Genomic DNA, 21,644 nt, shown 5'->3' with positions numbered 1-21,644 from the left:
TAATTATCCGATGCCCGCAAAAGCATCAGTAGCAAACTGATTTAGCATATCGCCTGCATATCAGAAAGCAATGATTTCGCAACATAAGACAGTTCCATTGCAATTCAATGGCCTGCCTTTTGCATTAGTTCGCTTTTCCCGCCCTAGTCTTCCAAATTCAATCGTTGGCGAATGACCTCAAACACCCGGGTAATCGGCAAATTTCGCAGGTCGGGTTGCTGAATAATGCTCACCGCATCCTTGCCATGCCCGCGCGGAGCACATTGCGCCGGGTTGGATGCCTCGGAAAACAGCACGATGGTCGGCACACCCGCCGCAGCGGCCAGGTGCATCGGCCCGGTATCATTGCCAATCGCCAAAACAGCGCCCTGCGCCAGGCTGGCAATTTCAAGAAAATCTGTTTTTCCCATCAGGTTGCGTGCGCGCGGACACATATTGCTGATCCGGTCGAGAACATCGGCTTCCTTGTCCGTGCCAATCAGCACCGGGGTTAACCGGTAATCCGCCAGCATTTTCGCCAGCAAACCAAACCGTTCGGCAGGCCAGCGTTTTTCCGGGCGATGCGGCGATCCACCAGGGCAAATCAGCACATATGGTGTTTTGATGCCGAAACGATCCAGGTCCGCCTTTGGCGCATTGATAAATGGCAAGGGAATATCGGTAATGCCCATTCCCGCCAACTGATCAATATGGCGGTCGATGGTGTGCATCTTATGGCGTTCGGGGTGTTTATGCGGATGCGAACTTCCCCATGCAATCCCCGACCATTCCGGTGCCTTGCCAGGCCAGAAAAGACGATAATAAAATGTGCTGCGGTCCGAGGTTTGCAAATCATAAACCCGGTCAAATTCGCCACCGCGTAAAAACCGGCGCAGGGCCATCAGGTCGCCAAACTGGGTCAGCTTGGGCCGACGGTCCACCGCAATGGCATCAAAACAACCGGTTGATTTCGCCAGATCGACATATAGCTTGGTTGTCAGCAAGGTAATATGTGCGTCGGGATGGGCCCGGCGAATGGCCGCAAACGGACCGGTTGCCATAACAACATCGCCCAGCGCACTGAGTTTGATCACCAAAATCTTTTGCCGTTTTACCGGCTCTTCGCCGCCAACAGCCATTTCCGCACTCAAAGGTGCCATTTTGTCATTTGTCATGCCGCATTATTCCTGGCGATGCGCCGCAAGGCTTTTTCGTAAACCGCCAGAGTCTGTTCCGCCATCTGGGTCAGGGAAAATTTCTCGATCACATGTTGCCGCCCCTTAAGGGCAATGGCCTCGCGCCGTTCCGGGCTCAATTTCAATACCTGGGCCAGCGCGTGCGATAGCTGCGGCACCTCGTTCGGGGCAACCAGCCACCCGGTTTCACCCGGCAAGACCGTTTCAGTTGCGCCGCCATGTGCGGTTGCCACAATCGGCCGCCCCATCGCCTGTCCTTCGGTAGGTACCCGGCCAAAGGCCTCCGGGTCCAGCGACGGACACACAACAACATTGGCCAGCATATAGGCCGCAGGCATATCGTTGCAATGATCAACGATATGCACAATATCCTGTAAACCCAGGCTGCGGCTCAGCTCAATCAGTTCTTCCCGATAGGCCGAACGCCCCTGGTCCGATCCCACCAGCAGGCAACGCACATTGCGATGGCCGATTTCCTCAAGCATGGCGGGGATCGCCTTGATCAAAAAGGCCTGACCTTTCCAGCGGGTCAAACGGCCCGGCAGCATGATGACATATTCATCCCCATTCAGCCGCCACTGGGTTGACAGCGCGATCAGGCGTTCCTGGCTGACATTTTCCGGGTTGAACAAATCAACATTGGTGCCACGCGGCACCACATTCAGGCGCTCTTCGTCGATTTTATAATATTTGCGAATATGGTTGGCGATAAATTCCGAAACGGCAATCACCTGATCGCCCATCGTCATGACGGAATTATAATATCGCTTAAACGGGTTGGTATGGCCCGAATACGTCCCATGAAAGGTGGTGACAAACGGCACTTGCATATGGCGTGCCGCCCAGCGCGCACTCCAGGCCGGGGCACGGGAACGGGCATGAACAATATCCACCCCTTCTGCGCCAATCAAATCGGCCAACAAGCGGCCATTCTGGCGCATGGTCAAAAGATTTTTGGATTTAAGCGGCAAATTGATATGGCGCGCCCCCACCCGTTCCAGCTCGCGTTCCAGGCGCCCGCCCTGGGATGCAACAAGGGCAACGCCCCCGCCATCAACAATGGCTTTGGCAATATCAACCGTTCCACGTTCCACGCCGCCTGTTTCCAATTCGGGCAGAACCTGCAGGATTACCGCCGGACGGTAGTCCGAACCTTGCGTCTGCCGCGCGGGGCGATAGACTGCCTGTGTCTCGTTTTGTGACGCGCTCATCCAACCTTAACCATTCAGCATCCAGGATTCAGTGCCCCAGATGACTTATGACATGCCAGAACCCATGTTTCTTAACCGGCCTGACGGATCAAAAATCGCATACCACGCGATCCCCCGCAAGCAGGCAACAGCCCCAAATGATCAAAAGCCCGGCATCCTGTTTTTTGGCGGTTTCATGTCCGACATGACAGGCACCAAGGCAACACATCTGGAGCAACATTGTGTCCGGCGCGGCCTGGCTTATACCCGCTTTGACTATTCCGGTCACGGACAATCATCGGGCAAATTTGCCGATGGCACCATCGGCCAATGGACGCAGGATGCACTCGCTATTCTCGACGAGGTTGCAACCGGCCCACAAATTCTTGTCGGCTCCTCGATGGGCGGCTGGATCAGCCTGCTTGCCGCGCTGGCCCGTCCCGACCGGACCAAGGGCCTGATTGGCATCGCCGCCGCCCCGGATTTTACCGAAGATCTGATGTGGGCGCAGTTTTCGGAGGCGCAAAAACAGACCATCGAGGAAAAAGGCGCGCTAATCGAACCCACCGACTATGGCGATGATCCCTATACCATCACCCGCGCCCTGATCCATGATGGCCGCAATCACTTACTATTACGCGACACCATCGACCTTAATATTCCGGTGCGCCTTGTTCAGGGCATGGAAGACGCCGATGTCCCCTGGCAAACCGCCCTGAAACTGGCCGAAAAACTTTCAAGCCAGGATGTGGAAATACAATTCATCAAATCCGGCGATCACCGCCTCTCCAAACCGGCAGAGCTTGATGCCATCACCCGTCATATTGACGTGCTGGCCGGATGCGCCCCGGCCTAAACCCGACCCAAAACAGCAAAGTCCCCGCAAATTAGCGGGGACTTTGTGACGATCATCATATGTCAAAGGGTGTGTACCGGCACCTCCGGCACACACCCTATTTCGATCAACAGATCAGAACTTGACTGCCAGCTTTGCCGACAAGGTGTTTTCACGGGTTTCCTTGCTGAAATCGCCATTATAGTTCAGGGATACGGTGGTATCCTGGGCAATATCAACACCAACCCCGGCCTCAAGCACCGCGCTGTCGCGGGAATCCGCCGCACTGCTGACCGTAAAGCTGTTTGAGCCGTTAAATGACAGTGTCGCATCCTGTGACATATCACCATAAGCATGACGCCAGCCCAAACCGGCCGTCAGTTGACCGGACAGTCCCCAGCTATCAATTGCCAGATCATGTCCATAGCGCAGACCAAGCGTGCTAAACAGCCGATTGTCGGTTTGCGAACTCGAGGTCAGGGCCGCGGCCCCGCCCTTTTCCTGGAAACCATCCACTTTGGAATGAACAACCGCAACATTCAGATACGGCTCAAAGCGCGATTCCTGATGTTTGATGCGCAACGCCCCCTCGGCAAAAAGCTGTGTGGTTTGGGCATCATAATCTGACGTCAGATTATCGGTGAAACCGGCAAATGCCACCGACCGTTTGGCATCAATTTTCTGGAAAGCATGCAACGCACCAAAACGCAATGACGTTGCCTGGATCTCGGTGCCGCCATATGCCGCCAGATAGTAACTGTCAACCATCGCACTGGAGGACACATTCTTGTCCTGGATCGAGTCACGGCCAAAACCGGTCGCCACACCAAAGCGCCAGTCATCAAGCACCTTCGTATCCGCACCAATCATGAAACCACCTCCACGCGTGGTCGTGTCATGGGCCTGGCTTCCGCCTGACGTCGTGCTCCAGCTGCCAAAATTGCTCATCCAGACCTGGGTTGTTTTTTCCTTACCCAGCAAGCCATCCATATTGTCGTCATTCGAGGCAACCAGGGGTGCCGAATTCGTACCACCCCCCGAAAAAGAATCCCGGATACGATTATTAACCGCCGCCCGTGACATACCGGCATTGGTCACAATCGTTGAAGCCGTGGAGGCATGAACTTCGCCTGAAAGCTGGTCAAAAGCAGCAGATGTTTGCCCTGATTGCAACTGCACAACCGCATCATAAAGGGCGTTGCCGTTACTCAGGCTGTCAACCGCACCTGCCGTGGCCCCTTCGTTCGGCGTGGTGGTCTGCACCGCCAGCGCCTGACCATTACGGGTCCGCGTCAGGTAAACTTTATTGTCCTCATAGGTCATCTCATCCTGCAAATAGGCAGAATACTTGCTGATGCGGTTAAACTCCCCGGTAACGCCGGTTGTGGTTGAAACAATGGTGTATTTCTTGTCCACCGCAATGCTGGAATTGTCACCATTCAATGCCGACAGCTTCACCGTTGCATTGTTTTCAATCGTGGCACCGCCGGTGATGGCAATCGAGTCACTGGACGTATCATCGACCTGCACAACATAAACCGACCCACTTTTAAACGTGGTATTTCCCGAAACATTCAGGGTTTCGATGGTGTTCCCGCCAGGGCTGACCGTACCACCGGAATTAACCGACAGTCCGCCAATTGTACCCTTACCCGTCAGAAACGCCCCGTTATTGATGGAAACGACAGAGGCAATCGAACCCGCAATATTCAGCGTGCCACCATTAACCGTGGTCGCCCCTGTATAGGTCGATGACGTGCCCGTCAGGTTCACCGTCCCGGCCTCGATATCAACGCTACCGGCACCGGTGATGTTGGAGGCAAACGTGTAATCTGTATTGGTAATGTTAAATACGATCTTGCCGGTGCTGGTTTCAGAGCCCGTAAGCCCGGACCCAAAGGCCACCGTGGCCGCGTTCAATGTCCCCGCAGCAACCGCGTCACTTCCGGCGGCAGCCCCAATAATCAGCGTACCCGTCGAACCGGCAGACTTGGCGATATCAACAGTGCCGGTGCCGGTGCCACCACCACTATTAACATTCAGGGTGCTGCCATCATGAAGGATCAGCGTCGCAGCCGCACTGTCCCCCTGGACGGAGACAGCAGATGAGGCAACGGTACCACCAACATCCAGCGTACCGCCATGTATGGTGGTCGCACCTGTATAGCTTGATGTTCCGGTCAGTTTAACAGTGCCGGCATATTGCTCAACAGCACCGGCCCCGGTGATGTTGGCGGCAAAGGTGTAATCGGTATCGGTAATGTTAAACACGATCTTGCCGGTGCTGGTTTCTGAGTCGCCAAGCGCCGACCCAAAGGCAACATTGGCCGCGTTCAATGTGCCCGCAGCAGCGGCCTCACTTCCGGACGCAGCCCCAATGATCAGGGTGCCGGTGGAACCAGAGGACCTGGCAATATCAAGAGTGCCGGTACCGTTATTCACATTCACGGAGCCGCCACTGGCCAGTGTCAGGGTGCCGGTCGCATGATCCCCGACATAAAGACCGGTCTTAACGTTCAGAACACCATTGCTTTTAACGGTCAGATCGCCGGTTGCATCCGAGTTGGTTGAAACGTCACCACCCGGGTCTGCAACAAAAACACCCGAACCGACAGAAAGGGTTCCGTCAACATTCGCCGTGGCCTGATCCGATACGGTCATTGAAGCCGTGCCTTTTTCGCCAAGGATGATGTCAGCCCCAGACTGCGTCGTTAACACGGAATTTTGGCCATCAACCGTCAGCGTACCGCTTGCATTAGTGTCATGCCCGACATAGACCGTTTTTGTCGCCGTGACAGCGCCACCTTCCTTAACTTCGAGCTTACCAGTTCCCTGATAACCAAAATAAATTTTATCCTTCAGGGTGGCTGTCGAATTTGTACCGCTCACCATAACCGTCCCGGTAGAGCCTTCATATACCCCGGCAATAAAGGAACCATTTGCCGTCAGCGACGAGCCACTTGAAACATTGAGCGTACCGGTGTTTGAGGACTTGGTACCAATAGAAGTCCCCCCATCCAGTGTCGCAGTTGAGCCATTATTGAAATTTGCAGTACCTGTTACTGCACCCGTTTGGGCACTACCGACTTGAAACTCCCCGGTGCTTTTAAATGTTGAAGCATCAAAGGTTATGGTCCCCTGCGCGCCCTCACCAAAGCCAACACGCACGAGAGAATCTGCATCATAAGTCGCACCGGCTGATACAGTCAGAACACCGATCGCACCATTTCCAGACCCGATCAATACATCACCATTTGTGGTGTGAAGTTTAGTTCCGTCTCCCGTGATCGTGATATTTGATGTCGCACCATCTGTCAAACCAAGAACCAATGAATCGCTTGACTCGGCTTCCAGCCTTGCGCCCCCTTGAACAACCAGCGAATTCGGATTGCTTCCAGACTGGCTATCAATGGTAACCGTCACCACTGTATTAGGGGCAAAAACGACAACATCGCCGGCCACATCATTGCCATCAATAACCAGGTCCTTGCCTTCAAACCCGTTAGTCCAGTTAGGAGGCCGATCGAACTGAGTACCATTTGTGCCAGCCCACCGGCTCTCTTCTGCGTGCGCGCCGGAAACCGAAGCCAAAGAAACAAGTGCCGTTGTGGATAACAGCAATAAAGTGGCTGAAATTTTCATTCTGATCCCCGTGTGAATATTTTCAAAAGCCATATGAAGAAATTAAATTCTTACTCTGACGACACAAATAAAGGCCCTACCCGCAATACAAAATGTGCAGGATAAAAGCTGATCCGTGCTCAGAAGAAACCATTCAAGCCATACGCATGAATATAGTCAAAAACGTGCAAAAGCCATTGATAGACCACACATTAAATCTAACTTCCCCCAGATACACTTAATTAGCTATTTCCATGAAAGAGATAAATCAAGAAAATAATTTCACCTTCAAAAGGAAAAAATCATCCCTCAAAAATCTACAGGAAAATCTCTACTTAAAACCTATTATTGAGAGCAGATAATATATACTTAAGATTAATAACTTTTAGATTCTGGAAAAAAATCACGCATCCGAAAAAACATTCAACAGTCTTGATAGAAACACACACAGAGACCTAAACACTGAACAAACAGCCATATCGCACCTTTGACACGAGTCGCCTCCCGGTCATTCGCAAAAAAATGGCGATGCCTGTCTCAATCAGGCATCGCCATTTTTTCGATTTTGCCGTTAAAGAAGCACACAGGCCCCAATAAAATTAGGCCAGCACCACGTCATCACCCTGAATTCGCACAGAAACCGGCTCCATGACACCCCCACTGCAGGGCCCTGAAACACAATACCCGTCTTCAATGCAAAATCGTGCGCCGTGGGTGGAACACAAAGTTTCACGACCAAAACAGGCTGACGACAACCTGATACAACAAAGTCCCCGCAATTCTCGGGGACTTTGTGATGATCATCATATGTCAAAGGGTGTGTACCGGCACCTCCGGCACACACCCTATTTCGATCAACAAATCAGAACTTGACTGCCAGCTTTGCCGACAAGGTGTTTTCACGGGTATCCTTGCTGAAATCGCCATTATAGTTCAGGGATACAGTTGTATCCTGGGCAATATCAACACCAACCCCGGCCTCAAGCACCGCGCTGTCGCGGGAATCCGCTGCACTGCTGACCGTAAAGCTGTTTGAACCGTTAAATGACAGTGTCGCGTCCTGCGACATATCACCATAAGCATGACGCCAGCCCAAACCGGCCGTCAATTGACCGGACAGGCCCCAGCTATCAATTGCCAGATCATGCCCATAGCGCAGACCAAGCGTGCTAAACAGCCGATTGTCGGTTTGCGAACTCGAGGTCAGGGCTGCGGCCCCACCCTTTTCCTGGAAACCATCCACTTTGGAATGAACAACAGCCAGGTTGAGATACGGCTCAAAGCGCGATTCCTGATGTTTGATGCGCAACGCCCCCTCGGCAAAAAGCTGTGTGGTTTGGGCATCATAATCTGACGTCAGATTATCGGTGAAACCGGCAAATGCCACCGACCGTTTGGCATCAATTTTCTGGAAAGCATGCAACGCACCAAAACGCAATGACGTTGCCTGGATCTCGGTGCCGCCATATGCCGCCAGATAGTAACTGTCAACCATCGCACTGGAGGACACATTCTTGTCCTGGATCGAGTCACGGCCAAAACCGGTCGCTACACCAAAGCGCCAGTCATCAAGCACCTTCGTATCCGCACCAATCATGAAACCACCCCCACGCGTGGTCGTGTCATGGGCCTGGCTTCCGCCTGACGTCGTGCTCCAGCTGCCAAAATTGCTCATCCAGACCTGGGTTGTTTTTTCCTTGCCCAGCAAGCCATCCATATTGTCGTCATTCGAGGCAACCAGGGGCGCCGAATTCACGCCACCACCTGAAAAAGAATCCCGGATACGATTATTAACCGCGGCCCGTGACATACCGGCATTGGTCACAATCGTTGAAGCCGTGGAGGCATGAACTTCGCCTGAAAGCTGGTCAAAGGCACCTGATGTTTGCCCTGATTGCAACTGCACAACCGCATCATAAAGGGCGTTGCCGTTACTCAGGCTGTCAACCGCACCTGCCGTGGCCCCTTCGTTCGGCGTGGTGGTCTGCACCGCCAGCGCCTGACCATTACGGGTCCGTGTCAGGTAAACTTTATTGTCCTCATAGGTCATCTCATCCTGCAAATAGGCAGAATACTTGCTGATGCGGTTAAACTCCCCGGTAACGCCGGTTGTGGTTGAAACAATGGTGTATTTCTTGTCCACCGCAATGCTGGAATTGTCACCATTCAATGCCGACAGCTTCACCGTTGCATTGTTTTCAATCGTGGCACCGCCGGTGATGGCAATCGAGTCACTGGACGTATCATCGACCTGCACAACATAAACCGACCCGCTTTTAAACGTGGTATCCCCCGAAACATTCAGGGTTTCAATGGTGTTCCCGCCGGGGCTGACCGTACCACCGGAATTAACCGACAGTCCGCCAATTGTACCCTTACCCGTCAGAAACGCCCCGTTATTGATGGAAACGACAGAGGCAATCGAACCCGCAATATTCAGCGTGCCACCATTAACCGTGGTCGCCCCTGTATAGGTCGATGACGTGCCCGTCAGGTTCACCGTCCCGGCCTCGATATCAACGCTACCGGCACCGGTGATGTTGGAGGCAAACGTGTAATCTGTATTGGTAATGTTAAATACGATCTTGCCGGTGCTGGTTTCTGAACCCGTAAGCCCGGAGCCAAAGGCCACCGTGGCCGCGTTCAATGTCCCCGCTGCAACCGCGTCACTTCCGGCGGCAGCACCAATAATCAGCGTACCCGTCGAACCGGAAGATTTGGCGATATCAAGCGTGCCGGTGCCGCTATTGACGGTCACAGCGCCGCCATCGGCCAACGTCAACGTGCCCGTTCCTGACCTACCAACTTCTAATCTGGTTGCTGAAACACTCGACCCTGCTCCGGTCACCAGCAAAGTACCAACCCCGGTACTTGCCGAAACCGAATCACTGGTTGGATTATGATACCCAAGATAAATATCGTCTGGCACTTCGATAACACCGCCAGACGAAACGGTCGCATTACCAGTGCCATTATTACCGATATAAAGACTGCCACCTGCGGTCAGGGCAAGTTTCGACCCGCTGCCGCTAACGGTAAGCGTACCGTTACTGTCTTTACTTAAACCAACCGAAACATTCGCACCGCCCGAAACAGTTGCGCCGTCCTTGATAATTAAAGTTCCGGTACCAAAATTCCCAACTGTAATACGATTGGTGGTAACCGACGACGCAGTATCGGTCGATGATTTTCCAGAAACGGTTACAGTACTGACGGATGTCTTATTTCTGCCAATCTCAAGCAAATCACTCAGGGTTAATTTGCCACCATCAAGAATCTCGATGGTGGCTTTCCCATTTTCACCCGCATAAAAACTAACCGCTGCAAGCTCGGATCCATCACCGGTAACCGTCACTGCCGAGGTCGAAGCATCACCACGCGCAACAAAAACCACTCCCTTATCCGATACCGAAGTACTCGTTTGCTCTGCCGCTGTGACTGTGCCGCCGTCAGAAATGGTCATTGTTCCATTACCGACATTACCAATTGTGAAAACGGATGCCGTCAGCGTACTGCCAGAGCCCTCGACATTCAGGGTTCCGCTGGCATCGACGGAACTATTGCCAAGAACAACGTCGTCCCTGAATGTCGCGTCGGCACCCTCCTTGAAAGTGACGGTACCTGTACCGGTCTGGGCCCACCCAATTCGCATGTCATATCCGTCGATGCTCGACGAGCTGCCTGCCAGACTGAAGGTTGAAACCGCCCCAATATCATAGCCAACATACAAAACGCTGTTGGCGCCCGACAAATTAATCGTGGTGCCATCCGTCGCGTTCACCGCGCCGTTTCCATATATGCCAACATAAAACCGGTTGGTCGTAAGGGTAACCGTACCCGATGTATTCAATGTGCCAGAACTGCCATTCTGATTGCCAAGAATAATATCATCACCTGTAACAGTCATTGACGCGCCGTCAGTCACATTCAAAACCGCCGTGCCGGTTTCGCCAACGGTGAACTTGGTCTTGGTTTGGGCACTGCTAAATGTGTCCGTTCCCGTATCAAGAACATATTCATCCGGCGCGGCATATGCAGGCCCGTGGACAAAACATGTCAGCGCTGTCGAAGCCAGTAGCATCATTGTAGCACAACGCATCTGGCGCCGAGACGCAGGCGTGAATGAAATCATTTTAAGTAAACCTGTAAATTAAATTTCCCCGCGTGATGCGACCATAAATGCAAAAACATTAAACTCACTCCCTGGTCGCCCGACGACTATTTCAAAAAAAGATCACACCAATCAAGAAAATAAAAAAAAGTCACATTTTTTTAAGCCAAATATCTATGAATATCAAAAAATTATTTATATATATCAATGAGTTAAAATTTTACAGTTTTTAAAAAATTATGACCCCTCCAATGAATCGCCCGAGATATAAATTGAAAAAAATCGTCATGGCACAAAAAAATATGGCGATGCCCTATCAGATAGGCATCGCCATATTCATCAAACCGTTACGTGGCAGACAAAAATCACAAGACAAGCTTGCTGGTTTTAGGCCAGAACCACGTTATCGTCCTCAATCCGCACGGCTACTGGCTCCAGCGCATCCCCACTGCAGGGCCCTGAAACACAATACCCGTCTTCAATGCGAAATCGTGCGCCGTGGGTGGAACACAAAATTTCACCGCCAAACTCGCTAATGAATTCATCGGGCTCAAATTCCAGCGGCACACCGATATGCGGGCAGCTATTGACATAGCCAAACACGGCATCGCCATCACGCACGACAAAAATATTCTGCCGTGCCGCCCCTTCTCCCACAAACAGGCCCTTGGCCCCTGTGGCATCCAGGTCACTTAACGCGCATAAAATCGTGCCTTCGGGGGCAAGGCGGCTCATGGTGTTACTCCGCCCATCTCGCAAATCTCCTTCCAGGAAACATCATCAATCGGCAAAACCGACAGGCGCGATTGTTTGAGCAAAGCCAGTTCGGAAAATTGCGGATCGGCCTTGATGGCATCCAGCGTAACCGGTCGGGCAAATGGCTTGACGGTTTTGACATCCACCTGCACGAATTTTCCCTTGGCATCGCTTGGGTCCGGATAGGCCTCGCGCACAATTTCGACAATGCCAACGATGCTTTTTTCTTTCACCGAATGATAGAAAAACGCCTGATCGCCGATTTTCATCGCCCGCAGATTATTCGCCGCCTGATAATTGCGTACCCCGTCCCAACCCTCAACATCCTTCGCCACCTGATCATCCCATGACCAGCTTGACGGTTCCGTTTTGATCAGCCAGTACGCCATTAATCAGAAAACCTTTTTAAACGGTCGGATTACCACCGATTCAAACAGGTCCGCCTTGGCATAGGGATCATTTGCCGCCAGGGCTTCGGCGGCGGCCATGTCTTCCAGCTCGATAATGAAAACCGATCCATTCATGCCTTCAAGATCAGGATCCAGGGTCGGCCCCGCGGCAACGATTTTATCGGCATACCCCTCCTTGATATAGGCCAGATGGGCATCACGGTTGGCTTTGCGGACATGAAGATGGCCGGGTTTATCAACACAACGGATGTAAAACAGCATGGATTTTCCTGCATTTAATAGGATTGAAAACAAGATACCGACAAAGTGACAGAATGCCCGACGCAGCTCAAGCCAGACGAGCCGAAAATCATAATTTTGCCCAACCTGACAGGTTTCATACCCGCATCCCTTCGCATACCCAAAAACCGCCCCGGCATATGAAGAGCAAACAATGAACATTTCCGATTACCAAAATCATCCGCTATTCCCCTTTGCCGATTTCCGGGAAAATGATGCTTCATTTCAGTTGCTGATAGATTTCTGGCAACAGCTTGTCAGAGAGTCACTGGGCGGGGAACTATCGAGAAAATGCGTCCAATTGCAGGATTGCGAGCGCGATAACGGACCGGAGCCCTTCCATAATCCGGTGATGTTCGATTTCTGGGTGCCCTCGCTCAATAGAGGGGCCCGTATCACCCTGACTGAAAATTTCGATAACTCCCCCTTACAGGCCAATGCCAAGGGAGATGAGCGATTTACCGCCTATAATCCTTTTATCTATTATATGACTTTCCGGCGCCTGCCTGACGATAGCAAAGACATCCCCCAGATTGTTCTATGCTCGGATATGGCAGAGTCGTCCCTCGAAGCTACTCAAGAAAAATTGCGCGAATTCCTTGTTGATCAGATCTCTGTCGACGAAATCGAGGAGATGATAAATAAAAGAATAAAAGAAAAATCTAATTACCCAACGAAAGAAGAGTGGGATGACTATTGGGACCGGATGTCAGAAGATGAGTACTAAGGTCAGAAATATCACATACCTGCGGCAATCGGAGATTATTTCCCGATTGAAAAAACGATATTTTGTATTTGTACAGACCGCATTCCGACCCATAATTTTCCGGAAAAAATTCCAAAGATCCAATTGGAAAACCCGGGCGAAGGGGAAATATATTTGACTCCAACAGCATGGTTTTATTCCAAAATTTGTAAGAAAACGATGAAAATTTCCGATTATAAAAAACATCTCCTTTTTCCGTTTTCCGACTTTCGGAAAAATGATGCTTCATTTCAGTTGCTGAGCGATTTCTGGCAACAGCTTGTCAGAGAAACAATAGGCGAAGAGCTTTCACTAAAATGCGTACCCTTGCAGGATTGCGAGCGCGATAACGGACCGGAGCCCTTCCATAATCCGGTGATGATCGATTTCTGGGTGCCCTCGCTCAATAGAGGGGCCCGCATTACCCTGACTGAAAATTTCAACAACTACCCTTTATTGGCCAATGCAAAGGGAGATGAGCGATTTTCAGCTTATTATCCATTTGTCTATTATGTGAATTATCGACGTCTTCCTGATAATAGTAAAGATATCGAACAAATCGTTCTATGCTCGGATATGACGGAGTCATCCCTAGAAGCTACTCAAGAAAAATTGCGCCAATTCCTTATTGATCAGGTATCTGTCGACGAAATTGAAGAAATGATAAAGAACGACATAAAAAACATGCCCAATTACCCAACAAAAGAAGAATGGGATGACTATTACGACCGCATGCCAGAAGAAGATGACTGAGGTCAGAAACATCACATGTCTGTCGCAAACAGAGGTCATTTCCCGCCTGAAACAGAATGATATCTCATATAACGATTTCACCCAGCATTTCCCGTCAACCGGAGTTGAGGCTGATTGTTTTTGCATTTCCAGCCCTGGCAGTTCCTGCATTTTTGTGCTGCTATATTATTATAAATCACATCAAATTGGCTATTGGATGGCCCCCAAATACCGGGGAAAAGGATTTGGACGCGATTTTCTGAAAATGACCTTCAAACAGGCAATTCACAAACACGACCCATCCTATGTGCTGGCCCTTATTCATGCGGGCAACACGGCAAGCGACAAGATCATTTCAGCCTGTCATTTCAAAGTGATGTCAAATTTGCCCCGCCAGAAATTATATGTCTGGTGTCGACCGTAAAATCCACGGATACAGGGCTAAAGTCGCGCTTCCTGCTCGTCCCGAAACGGACGATTAAGCAGGGTATCAAGCGTTTCGTGCAGGGGCGCATGATGGTTTGCCACCTGGTTCACTGCCTTACAAATCGGCATTTCCACCCCGTATTTTTCCGCCACCGCCGTCACCGATGCCGCCGTATGCACCCCTTCGGTGACACTGCGCCGCGATGATAAAATATCCGCCGTACTTTGCCCCTGCCCCAGCGCCACGCCGAATGTGTAATTGCGCGACAGCGTCCCGGTGCAGGTCAACATCAAATCGCCCAGCCCGGCGAGGCCCATCAAGGTTTCCGCCCGCCCACCCATGGCAATGGCAAGGCGCGACATTTCGGCAAGCCCCCGGGTTACAAGGGCTGCGCGGGCATTATCGCCCAGCTTCATACCTGCCACCACGCCACTGGCAATCGCCAGCACGTTTTTAATCGCCCCTGCCACTTCCACCCCGGTCACATCGGAACTGTAATAGGGACGAAAGGCAGACGTGCCGATCATTTCAACAAGATTTTTGCCCATCTCGCGGTCACGACAGGCGAGCGTCAGCGCGGCAGGCAGGCCTGCGGCCACTTCCTGGGCGAATGTCGGGCCCGATAGCACCGCGACCGGCACATCGCCCAACACATCGCGCACCACATTTTCCATCAGGGCACCGCTGTGTTTTTCAATGCCCTTGGCGCAAATAATGGCAGGCACATCGCGCTGCCATTTCCCGGCAATCGCGGCAAGGGAATCGCGCAGAAACTGTGCTGGTGTGACCAGCAAAACCGCATCGGCCTGCAAAACATCGTCGGCATTCAGGGTGGCATTTAACCCGACTGGCAAAGGAATACCGGGCAAATACAAATCATTTTCGCGGTTTTGATTGATGCGCGCAGCAAGGTCGGCATCGCGCAACAGCATATTTGCCTGCGCCCCGGCGCGCACGGCCTGTATCGCCAGCGCCGTGCCCCAGGCTCCCCCACCCACAATTCCGATGCGTTTTTCCGCCATGCCGGTTGTTTTCATCGCCCTGAAATATCCCTGTCGCTAAGAAATTACGCCTTCATGCCTTCACACCCGCACCGGGGCGTTTCGGGGCTTCCGGGTCCAACGGCCAGCGCGGACGGGGTTTAAAATCCAGCGGGTCTTCCTGGCCCAGACGAAACCGTTCCAGCCCGGCCCAAGCGATCATGGCGGCGTTATCGGTGCATAGCGGCAGGGGGGGTGCCACCAGTTGCATGCCCGCCTTGTCGGTCAGTTCGGTCAAGTGGGTACGCAAATATGTGTTGGCCGCAACCCCGCCCGCCAGAACCAGCGTTTTGCCCTCCGGATATTCCCGCATGAACTGGTAAATCGCGTTTTTGGTTCGGTCAATCAGGGTTTCGCCCACCGCACGCTGAAAAGACGCGGCAAGGTCCGCCTTTACCGCGTCCGTGCGCTGGGGCACGGGGAAACCATCCAGATGCACCCGCACCGCCGTTTTTAACCCGGAAAACGAAAAATCGCATCCTTCCCGCCCGCGTAACGGACGCGGCAGGCGAAAGCGCAGTGGATCACCATCTTTAGCCATTTTTTCCAGGGCAGGCCCACCCGGATAACCAAGACCCAGCATCTTGGCGGTTTTATCAAAGGCTTCGCCCACCGCATCGTCAATGGTGGTGCCAATGCGGCGGTATTTTCCCACCCCTTCGACAATCAAAACCTGGCAATGCCCGCCCGATACCAGCAACAGCAAATAGGGAAAGGCAACATCATCGGTCAGGCGCACGGTCAAGGCGTGGCCTTCCAGATGGTTCACCGCCAAAAAGGGTTTGCCCGTGGCAAAGGCAATGGATTTTGCCGTCATGGTGCCGACCATCACCCCGCCAATCAGGCCCGGCCCGCCGGTGCAGGCAATGGCATCAAGGTCATCAAATTCCAGCCCGGCATCATCCATTGCCTCGGCCACCAAGCGGTCGATATGTTCCAGATGTGCCCGTGCGGCAATTTCGGGAACAACCCCGCCATAGGGGCGATGGTCTTCCAGTTGGGTCAAAACACGATTGGACAGAATTTCGCGTTTGTCATTTACAACGGCGGCGGCCGTTTCATCACAACTGGTTTCAATACCAAGAACATTCATGGAATTTGATTTCCGGCTATCACTGGTTTGCGCCCGATCAAGGCAGGCCTGATGGCGATGATGTAGCCCAAACTAACACGCCTTGCCACCCTTTGCTGACTGTTTGCTGATCATCACGGCAACATGGCGGCCATTATTCCACATGATGGGCCAGATTGGACCTATGCAGGGACCTGTGTCGCGGTCTAGGGTGCAGGCAAGTCATAAACGAGTCGTCAACGATAACGTAGCGATAGCGTACAAACCCTGTTTAACCCCTGAATTCGGATGAATAACCGGCACCATGACTGATACCGTAAAACTTCGCATCGGCACCCGTGGCTCCCCGCTCGCACTGGCACAGGCCTATGAAGTGCGTGACCTGCTGGCAAAGGCTAATCCCGAAATTTCGGCGGAAGGCGACATCGAAGTTGTTGTCATTTCCACAACCGCCGACCGTGTGACAGACCGTGCCCTGTCGGAAATTGGCGGCAAGGGCCTGTTTACCAAGGAAATCGACGAAGCCCAGCTGAACGGCGAGATTGATGTTGCCGTTCACTGCATCAAGGATGTGCCGACCATCCTGCCCGATGGCATTGCCATGCCCGTCATCATGCCGCGCGAAGATGTGCGCGATGCCTTCATTTCCACCAAATATAAAAGCTTTGCCGACATGCCCGCTGGTGCCATCGTCGGTACCGCATCGCTGCGCCGCCAGGCAATGGTGCTGCACAAATACCCGCACCTGAAAGTCGAAACCTTTCGCGGCAATGTGCAAACCCGCCTGCGCAAGCTGGAAGAAGGCCAGGCCGATGCCACCCTGCTGGCAATGGCCGGGTTAAACCGCCTGGGCCACCCGGAAATTGCCACCCAGGTCATTTCCGAAGATGACATGCTGCCCGCCGTCGGACAGGGCGCACTGGGTCTTGCCATTCGTGCGGGGGATGAAAAAGTCGCCAACTGGCTGTCATCGCTGCATTGCCATGAAACCGATTTGCGCATTACCGCCGAACGGGCTGCATTGCGTGCCTTGGATGGCTCGTGCAAAACGCCCATCGCCGCTCTGGCTGAAATTGATAAAAACGGCACCATGCGCCTGCGCGTCACCATTGTGCGCCCGGATGGCAGCGAATGGCTCGATGCCGAACGCACCCTTGAAAACCCGGATATTGCCGGAGCGGACCGTATCGGCACCGATGCCGGGAACGAGCTTAAAGAACGCGGCGGGCCTGATTTCATTCTGGCCTGACATATCAAGGACACGATCTTGCAGAACCATTCCGCCCGTCGCGGAATGGTTCCCAAACAGGATGAGGCAATCATGGGGAAAACGATCTTAAATACCCGGCCGGAAACCGATTCCGGTGATCTGGACACCATCCTGAAACAGCGTGGTTATGACGTTTGCCACGCCCCCATGCTGTCCATCGATTTCCCGCCCCTGCCCGCCGACCAGCCCACGATCAATCTGGACGGCGTACAGGCCATTATTTTTACATCGGCCAATGGTGTGCGCGCCTTTACGCGGCACAGTTTACACCGGGGATTACCGATTTTGGCTGTGGGCGATGCGACGGCCAAAACCGCCCGCGCGGCGGGTTTTGCAACGGTTTACAGTGCCAATGGCGACATTCACGACCTGGCAGGGCTGATCACCCGTCAAATCTCGCCCGATGACGGGGTGCTTTATCATCCTGCGGCGCGCAAAGTCGCGGGGGATCTGGGAACAATGCTGGCCGCAAAAGGTTACGTGATAAACCGCCACACGCTTTACGAGGCCCACGCTGCAACCAGCTTGCCCCAACCGGTGCTTGATGGTCTGCATGGCGAAACAATCCGTGCGGTATTATTTTTCTCTCCCCGTACGGCGGAAACCTTTGTTAAGCTGATGGAACGCCATAATACAAAAGGGGCCCTTACAAACGTAACTGCCTTCTGTCTCAGCCCCGCCGTCAAAGACCGCCTTGCCAGCCTTGCCTGGCACAAAATTGTGGTCTCGGCCGAGCCGACACAGGAAAGCCTGCTTTTGGAACTAGATAACGCTATCATCTGAATGTCCTGCGCCAGTGGGCGTATCGGAACAACCGCAAACTGCAATGGTCCGACCGTGAAAAAACCAGAAACGCCAAGAACCAACACTTCCGCGACGCCTTCCAAGGGGCAGGATACGATCTCGATTGACAGCAAGGGCAATGCCAGTGCTGCCCAATCGACATCTTCATCACAGGGTGAGAGCGCAAAACCGGCAACCGGTTCTTCGACCCCATCCAGCCCGACAGGGGCAACCACGTCGGCAAAACACGAAAGCTCTTCCGCCACCAGCGGCAAAAGCAGCAGCACCAGCGCAGGCGGAGCAAAATCCGCCGCATCAGCGTCTGGCGGGAATTCATCGGCAAGCAGCGCAAAGCCTGGCGATAAAACGCCCCCCCCGAGCAAAGGCAGCCCGCAAGGCAAAAAAACGGGTAAACCCGCCATCATGGTCGTCGTCTGGGCGGTGATTATTATTGGTATCGTCCTGGCGCTGGGCTGGGCAAGCCGGGCGATGTGGTGGAAACAGGCCGAACCGACCCTGACCAACATTTTACCGCAAAGCACGGTCAATGCCCTGGCCCCGGAAGGGCCACAGAACACCGCCGAAATGTCGCAGACACCAGCAGATGATACCACAGCGTCAAACACGGCAAACAGCGAGACAGCGGACAGCACCAGCAGTTCCGACAGTATGACATCCGACACGACCAACAAGCCCGACGATGCCGATAACACTGGTATCAACAGCGGCCAGGCCACAACGGATGAAACGGCACCTGCAGATGCGACCGCACCGACAAGCACAAACAACGCCGATAGCGAAAATACCGCTGATGCGCAGGCCCAAAATGTTGTTGTTGCAACCGACCTGACATCGCGCCTGTCGCGTCTTGAAGGGACCGTCAATGCCCTGCGCGAACGCCTGGATCAGGAACGTGGTGGCACCCTTAACGATTCTGTTGCCCGTCGCCTGGGCGAACTTGAAACCCGCACCGCACCGATTGACGAGGTTGCGCGTGTGCAATCCGAACTTTCCGGTGTTGCCAAGGAAATGCGCGACCTGAGTGCGCGCATGGCAACGGTTGAGGACGAACTGAAAGCCACCGAAGGCCTGCGCATTGCCGGGCGCGGACAGGCGATTGGCATTGGCGTTGCCCTGCTGCGCGATGCCGCACAGCGCGGCGGCCCGTTTGAAATTGCCCTGAACCAGCTTAATCGCAGCGGGTCGGATGATACCGTCGTTCAGCAACAGATCGAAAAGCTTAAACCACTTGCCTCTGAAGGCGCCCCACGCATTGAACAATTGCGGCAATCCTTCCCGGTTGCGGCAGAGGAAGCGGTCAAGGCCGCCAGCGATGATCATTCTGGCGGGGTTTGGGATTCAACCGTGGCGAATTTGAAAAAACTGTTCCCCATTCGCCGGGTCGATGCCGTTGGGCAGGACACACTTGATGGCCGTCTGGTGACGGCGGAACAGGCCCTAGCAGCGGATAATCTGGCAAAGGCCATTTCCGCGCTTGAAGGGGTGGAAGGCCAGAACACCAAAACCGCCCTTGAACCGTGGCTGGAAAAAGCGCGTGCCCGCCAGGCCATTAATGAAGCCATTGATGTGCTCAGCACGCACGCGATTGGCCTTCTGACCGGACAGGAAGACAAAACCGGCAACAAAGTGATCAACAATCCCGGCAACACCCCCACCGGGTCGGAGGTCGCCCAATGATCCGTCTGGTTATCTTTGTTCTGATCACCGCCGCCCTGGTGACAGGGGCGGTCTGGTTTGCCAACAATCCCGGCACCATGACCATCATTTGGCTGGGCTATCGCTTTGATGGCTCGATTGGCATGGTTTTGCTGGCCGTACTGGCGCTGGTTTTTCTGCTGGTGGTGCTGTGGCGCATCTGGTTTGTCATTTCACGTTCCCCGGGCTGGGTGGGGCGCATGCTGGGCAGCCGTCGCCGTAAAAAGGGCCAGCAGGCCCTGACGATGGGTCTTTTGGAACTGGCATCGGGCGATGTCCGCCAGGCCCTGAAACATACCCGTGCGGTCGATAAATACCTGGAGGATGACACGCTGACCCGCCTGTTAACCGCCCAGGCTGCAGAGCTTGAAGGCAACAATGACGCCGCCCGCCGCCAGTTTGAAGAAATGCTGAAATCCCCGGATTCGGCGTTTTTCGGGTTACGCGGCTTGCTGCAACTCTCGCTGAAGGCCAATGATCGCAAAGCCGCCCTTGATTACGCCGAACGCGCACACCGCCTGCGGCCGCGCAACCCGTCAGTGCTGGTCACGTATTTTGACCTGCTATTGGGGGCCAAACAATGGGACCGCGCCTTGACCCTGCTGGTCGATGCGCAAAAGGCCGATATTTTCAAGGAAGATGAACTGTCGCGCCGCCGGGCCCTGCTGATTACCGCCAAGGCCGAAGATGCCATTCGCGATGGTGAAAACAGCGAAGCCGTCAAGCTGCTGCGCAAGGCGCTCAATGCGCATCCTGATTTCAGCGGGGCCGCCATCCTGCTGACCGAACTTTATGTCAAGGTCGGCCAGCCGGGCAAAGCCCGCGAAATCGTCACACAAAGCTGGCAGATCAACCCGAATGGCGCACTGGGTCAGCTTTATTTGCAAAGCCTGGAGGGCGACGCCCTGGCCAAGGTGAAGGCGGTCGAAAAGCTGATTGCCGGTAAAACCGATCACCCCGAAAGCCAGCTTCTGCTGGCCGAGGCCGCCCTGAAGGCCCAGTTATGGGGCATGGCGCGCAGCAACCTTCAAAAGGCGATTGGGCAAAATGCCCAGGCCCGCCATTACCGCCTGCTTGCCGATCTGGAATTTGCCGAAAAACAGGACCCGGCCAAGGCCCGCGAAGTGCTGGTCAAAGCCAGCCACGCCAACCCGGACCCGGACTGGCGTTGTGGCGCCTGTGGGGCGGAAACCGGCAAATGGTCGGTCATTTGCCCGTCCTGCCATTCCTTTGGCGCGATTGACTGGCGCGCTCCGCTGCGCCTGCACAACCACCCGCACAGCAATCACGGCCATGCCGATACCAAAGGCAAACCCGAGGCGCCCCTGGCCGTTTCGGTTGCCGGAACAGTGATTGACGGGGATGAAGCCATCACGTCCGGCAAAAACCCAAACGCTCCTGGCTGATAAAACCGCCAGCGGAACCCGGTTAAATTCAATGAAAGACGGCGGCCTGTCATTCGGGCCGCCGTTTTTCGTTCAA

General features: G+C 53.7%; 17 protein-coding genes. 8 read left to right on the top strand and 9 right to left on the bottom strand.

The window, feature by feature from the left end:
• Positions 1 to 143 precede the first annotated feature (143 nt).
• Both LF95_RS11555 and LF95_RS11550 read right to left on the bottom strand, forming a co-directional pair.
• Positions 144 to 1,154 carry a glycosyltransferase family 9 protein gene (locus tag LF95_RS11555; RefSeq protein ID WP_083607653.1) on the bottom strand — a complete coding sequence of 337 codons (1,011 nt, stop codon included), beginning with the start codon at positions 1,152 to 1,154 and terminating at the stop codon, positions 144 to 146.
• Entirely contained in the window at positions 1,151 to 2,386 is a 1,236-nt protein-coding gene (locus tag LF95_RS11550; protein WP_073955286.1) for a glycosyltransferase family 4 protein, read from the bottom strand. Before LF95_RS11550 ends, LF95_RS11555 begins: the two co-directional genes overlap by 4 nt.
• A gap of 175 nt (positions 2,387 to 2,561) precedes the next feature.
• On the opposite strand from LF95_RS11550, the gene LF95_RS11545 reads away from it, so the two are divergent.
• On the top strand, positions 2,562 to 3,221 hold the full coding sequence (locus LF95_RS11545) for an alpha/beta hydrolase (RefSeq protein WP_252509742.1): 660 nt from the start codon (positions 2,562 to 2,564) through the stop codon (positions 3,219 to 3,221).
• 114 nt (positions 3,222 to 3,335) lie between these two features.
• Here the strand turns inward: LF95_RS11545 and LF95_RS11540 are convergent, their stop codons facing one another.
• The 5 genes from LF95_RS11540 to LF95_RS11520 form a co-directional block, all read right to left on the bottom strand.
• Positions 3,336 to 6,842 carry an autotransporter outer membrane beta-barrel domain-containing protein gene (locus LF95_RS11540; RefSeq protein WP_073955284.1) on the bottom strand — a complete coding sequence of 1,169 codons (3,507 nt, stop codon included), beginning with the start codon at positions 6,840 to 6,842 and terminating at the stop codon, positions 3,336 to 3,338.
• A gap of 841 nt (positions 6,843 to 7,683) precedes the next feature.
• On the bottom strand, positions 7,684 to 10,905 hold the full coding sequence (locus LF95_RS11535; protein ID WP_073955283.1) for an autotransporter outer membrane beta-barrel domain-containing protein: 3,222 nt from the start codon (positions 10,903 to 10,905) through the stop codon (positions 7,684 to 7,686).
• 414 nt (positions 10,906 to 11,319) lie between these two features.
• Positions 11,320 to 11,667 carry a Rieske (2Fe-2S) protein gene (locus LF95_RS11530; RefSeq protein WP_073955282.1) on the bottom strand — a complete coding sequence of 116 codons (348 nt, stop codon included), beginning with the start codon at positions 11,665 to 11,667 and terminating at the stop codon, positions 11,320 to 11,322.
• On the bottom strand, positions 11,664 to 12,077 hold the full coding sequence (locus tag LF95_RS11525; protein WP_073955281.1) for an EVE domain-containing protein: 414 nt from the start codon (positions 12,075 to 12,077) through the stop codon (positions 11,664 to 11,666). Before LF95_RS11525 ends, LF95_RS11530 begins: the two co-directional genes overlap by 4 nt.
• A 3-nt stretch (positions 12,078 to 12,080) precedes the next feature.
• On the bottom strand, positions 12,081 to 12,359 hold the full coding sequence (locus LF95_RS11520) for a YciI family protein (protein WP_073955280.1): 279 nt from the start codon (positions 12,357 to 12,359) through the stop codon (positions 12,081 to 12,083).
• 172 nt (positions 12,360 to 12,531) lie between these two features.
• Between LF95_RS11520 and LF95_RS11515 the strand changes: the two genes are divergently transcribed.
• From LF95_RS11515 to LF95_RS23695, 3 genes are all read left to right on the top strand, one after another.
• A complete protein-coding gene (locus tag LF95_RS11515; protein ID WP_073955279.1) occupies positions 12,532 to 13,104 on the top strand; it encodes a hypothetical protein in 573 nt (190 codons plus the stop codon).
• A 198-nt stretch (positions 13,105 to 13,302) separates the two neighbouring features.
• Positions 13,303 to 13,875, top strand: coding sequence for a hypothetical protein (locus tag LF95_RS11510; RefSeq protein WP_073955278.1), 573 nt, complete (start codon positions 13,303 to 13,305; stop codon positions 13,873 to 13,875).
• Positions 13,838 to 14,278, top strand: a complete 441-nt coding sequence (locus tag LF95_RS23695; protein WP_083607650.1) for a GNAT family N-acetyltransferase — start codon at positions 13,838 to 13,840, stop codon at positions 14,276 to 14,278. The genes LF95_RS11510 and LF95_RS23695 overlap by 38 nt, the downstream gene beginning before the upstream one ends.
• Before the next feature lie 17 nt (positions 14,279 to 14,295).
• Here the strand turns inward: LF95_RS23695 and LF95_RS11500 are convergent, their stop codons facing one another.
• Positions 14,296 to 15,318: an NAD(P)H-dependent glycerol-3-phosphate dehydrogenase gene (locus tag LF95_RS11500; protein ID WP_252509741.1), complete on the bottom strand. Its 1,023-nt coding sequence runs from the start codon at positions 15,316 to 15,318 to the stop codon at positions 14,296 to 14,298.
• Positions 15,319 to 15,355: 37 nt separating this feature from the next.
• Positions 15,356 to 16,414: a tRNA (adenosine(37)-N6)-threonylcarbamoyltransferase complex transferase subunit TsaD gene (gene tsaD / locus LF95_RS11495; RefSeq protein WP_073955276.1), complete on the bottom strand. Its 1,059-nt coding sequence runs from the start codon at positions 16,412 to 16,414 to the stop codon at positions 15,356 to 15,358.
• Between the two features lie 283 nt (positions 16,415 to 16,697).
• Here tsaD and hemC point away from each other — a divergent pair, with 283 nt between their 5' ends.
• The 4 genes from hemC (at position 16,698) to LF95_RS11475 (ending at position 21,568) form a co-directional block, all read left to right on the top strand.
• Positions 16,698 to 17,642, top strand: coding sequence for a hydroxymethylbilane synthase (gene hemC / locus LF95_RS11490; RefSeq protein ID WP_073955275.1), 945 nt, complete (start codon positions 16,698 to 16,700; stop codon positions 17,640 to 17,642).
• A gap of 72 nt (positions 17,643 to 17,714) precedes the next feature.
• Positions 17,715 to 18,446: a uroporphyrinogen-III synthase gene (locus LF95_RS11485; protein ID WP_073956210.1), complete on the top strand. Its 732-nt coding sequence runs from the start codon at positions 17,715 to 17,717 to the stop codon at positions 18,444 to 18,446.
• A 54-nt stretch (positions 18,447 to 18,500) separates the two neighbouring features.
• On the top strand, positions 18,501 to 20,144 hold the full coding sequence (locus LF95_RS11480; RefSeq protein WP_143182018.1) for a COG4223 family protein: 1,644 nt from the start codon (positions 18,501 to 18,503) through the stop codon (positions 20,142 to 20,144).
• Positions 20,141 to 21,568: a heme biosynthesis protein HemY gene (locus LF95_RS11475; RefSeq protein WP_073955273.1), complete on the top strand. Its 1,428-nt coding sequence runs from the start codon at positions 20,141 to 20,143 to the stop codon at positions 21,566 to 21,568. Before LF95_RS11480 ends, LF95_RS11475 begins: the two co-directional genes overlap by 4 nt.
• Positions 21,569 to 21,644 lie beyond the last annotated feature (76 nt).

It is taken from the genome of Thalassospira sp. TSL5-1 (assembly GCF_001907695.1).
In the GTDB taxonomy this organism is placed as follows: Bacteria; Pseudomonadota; Alphaproteobacteria; order Rhodospirillales; family Thalassospiraceae; genus Thalassospira.
The sequence above is the reverse complement of the archived record's forward strand: the minus strand, read 5'-3'. Positions and strand labels throughout refer to the sequence as shown.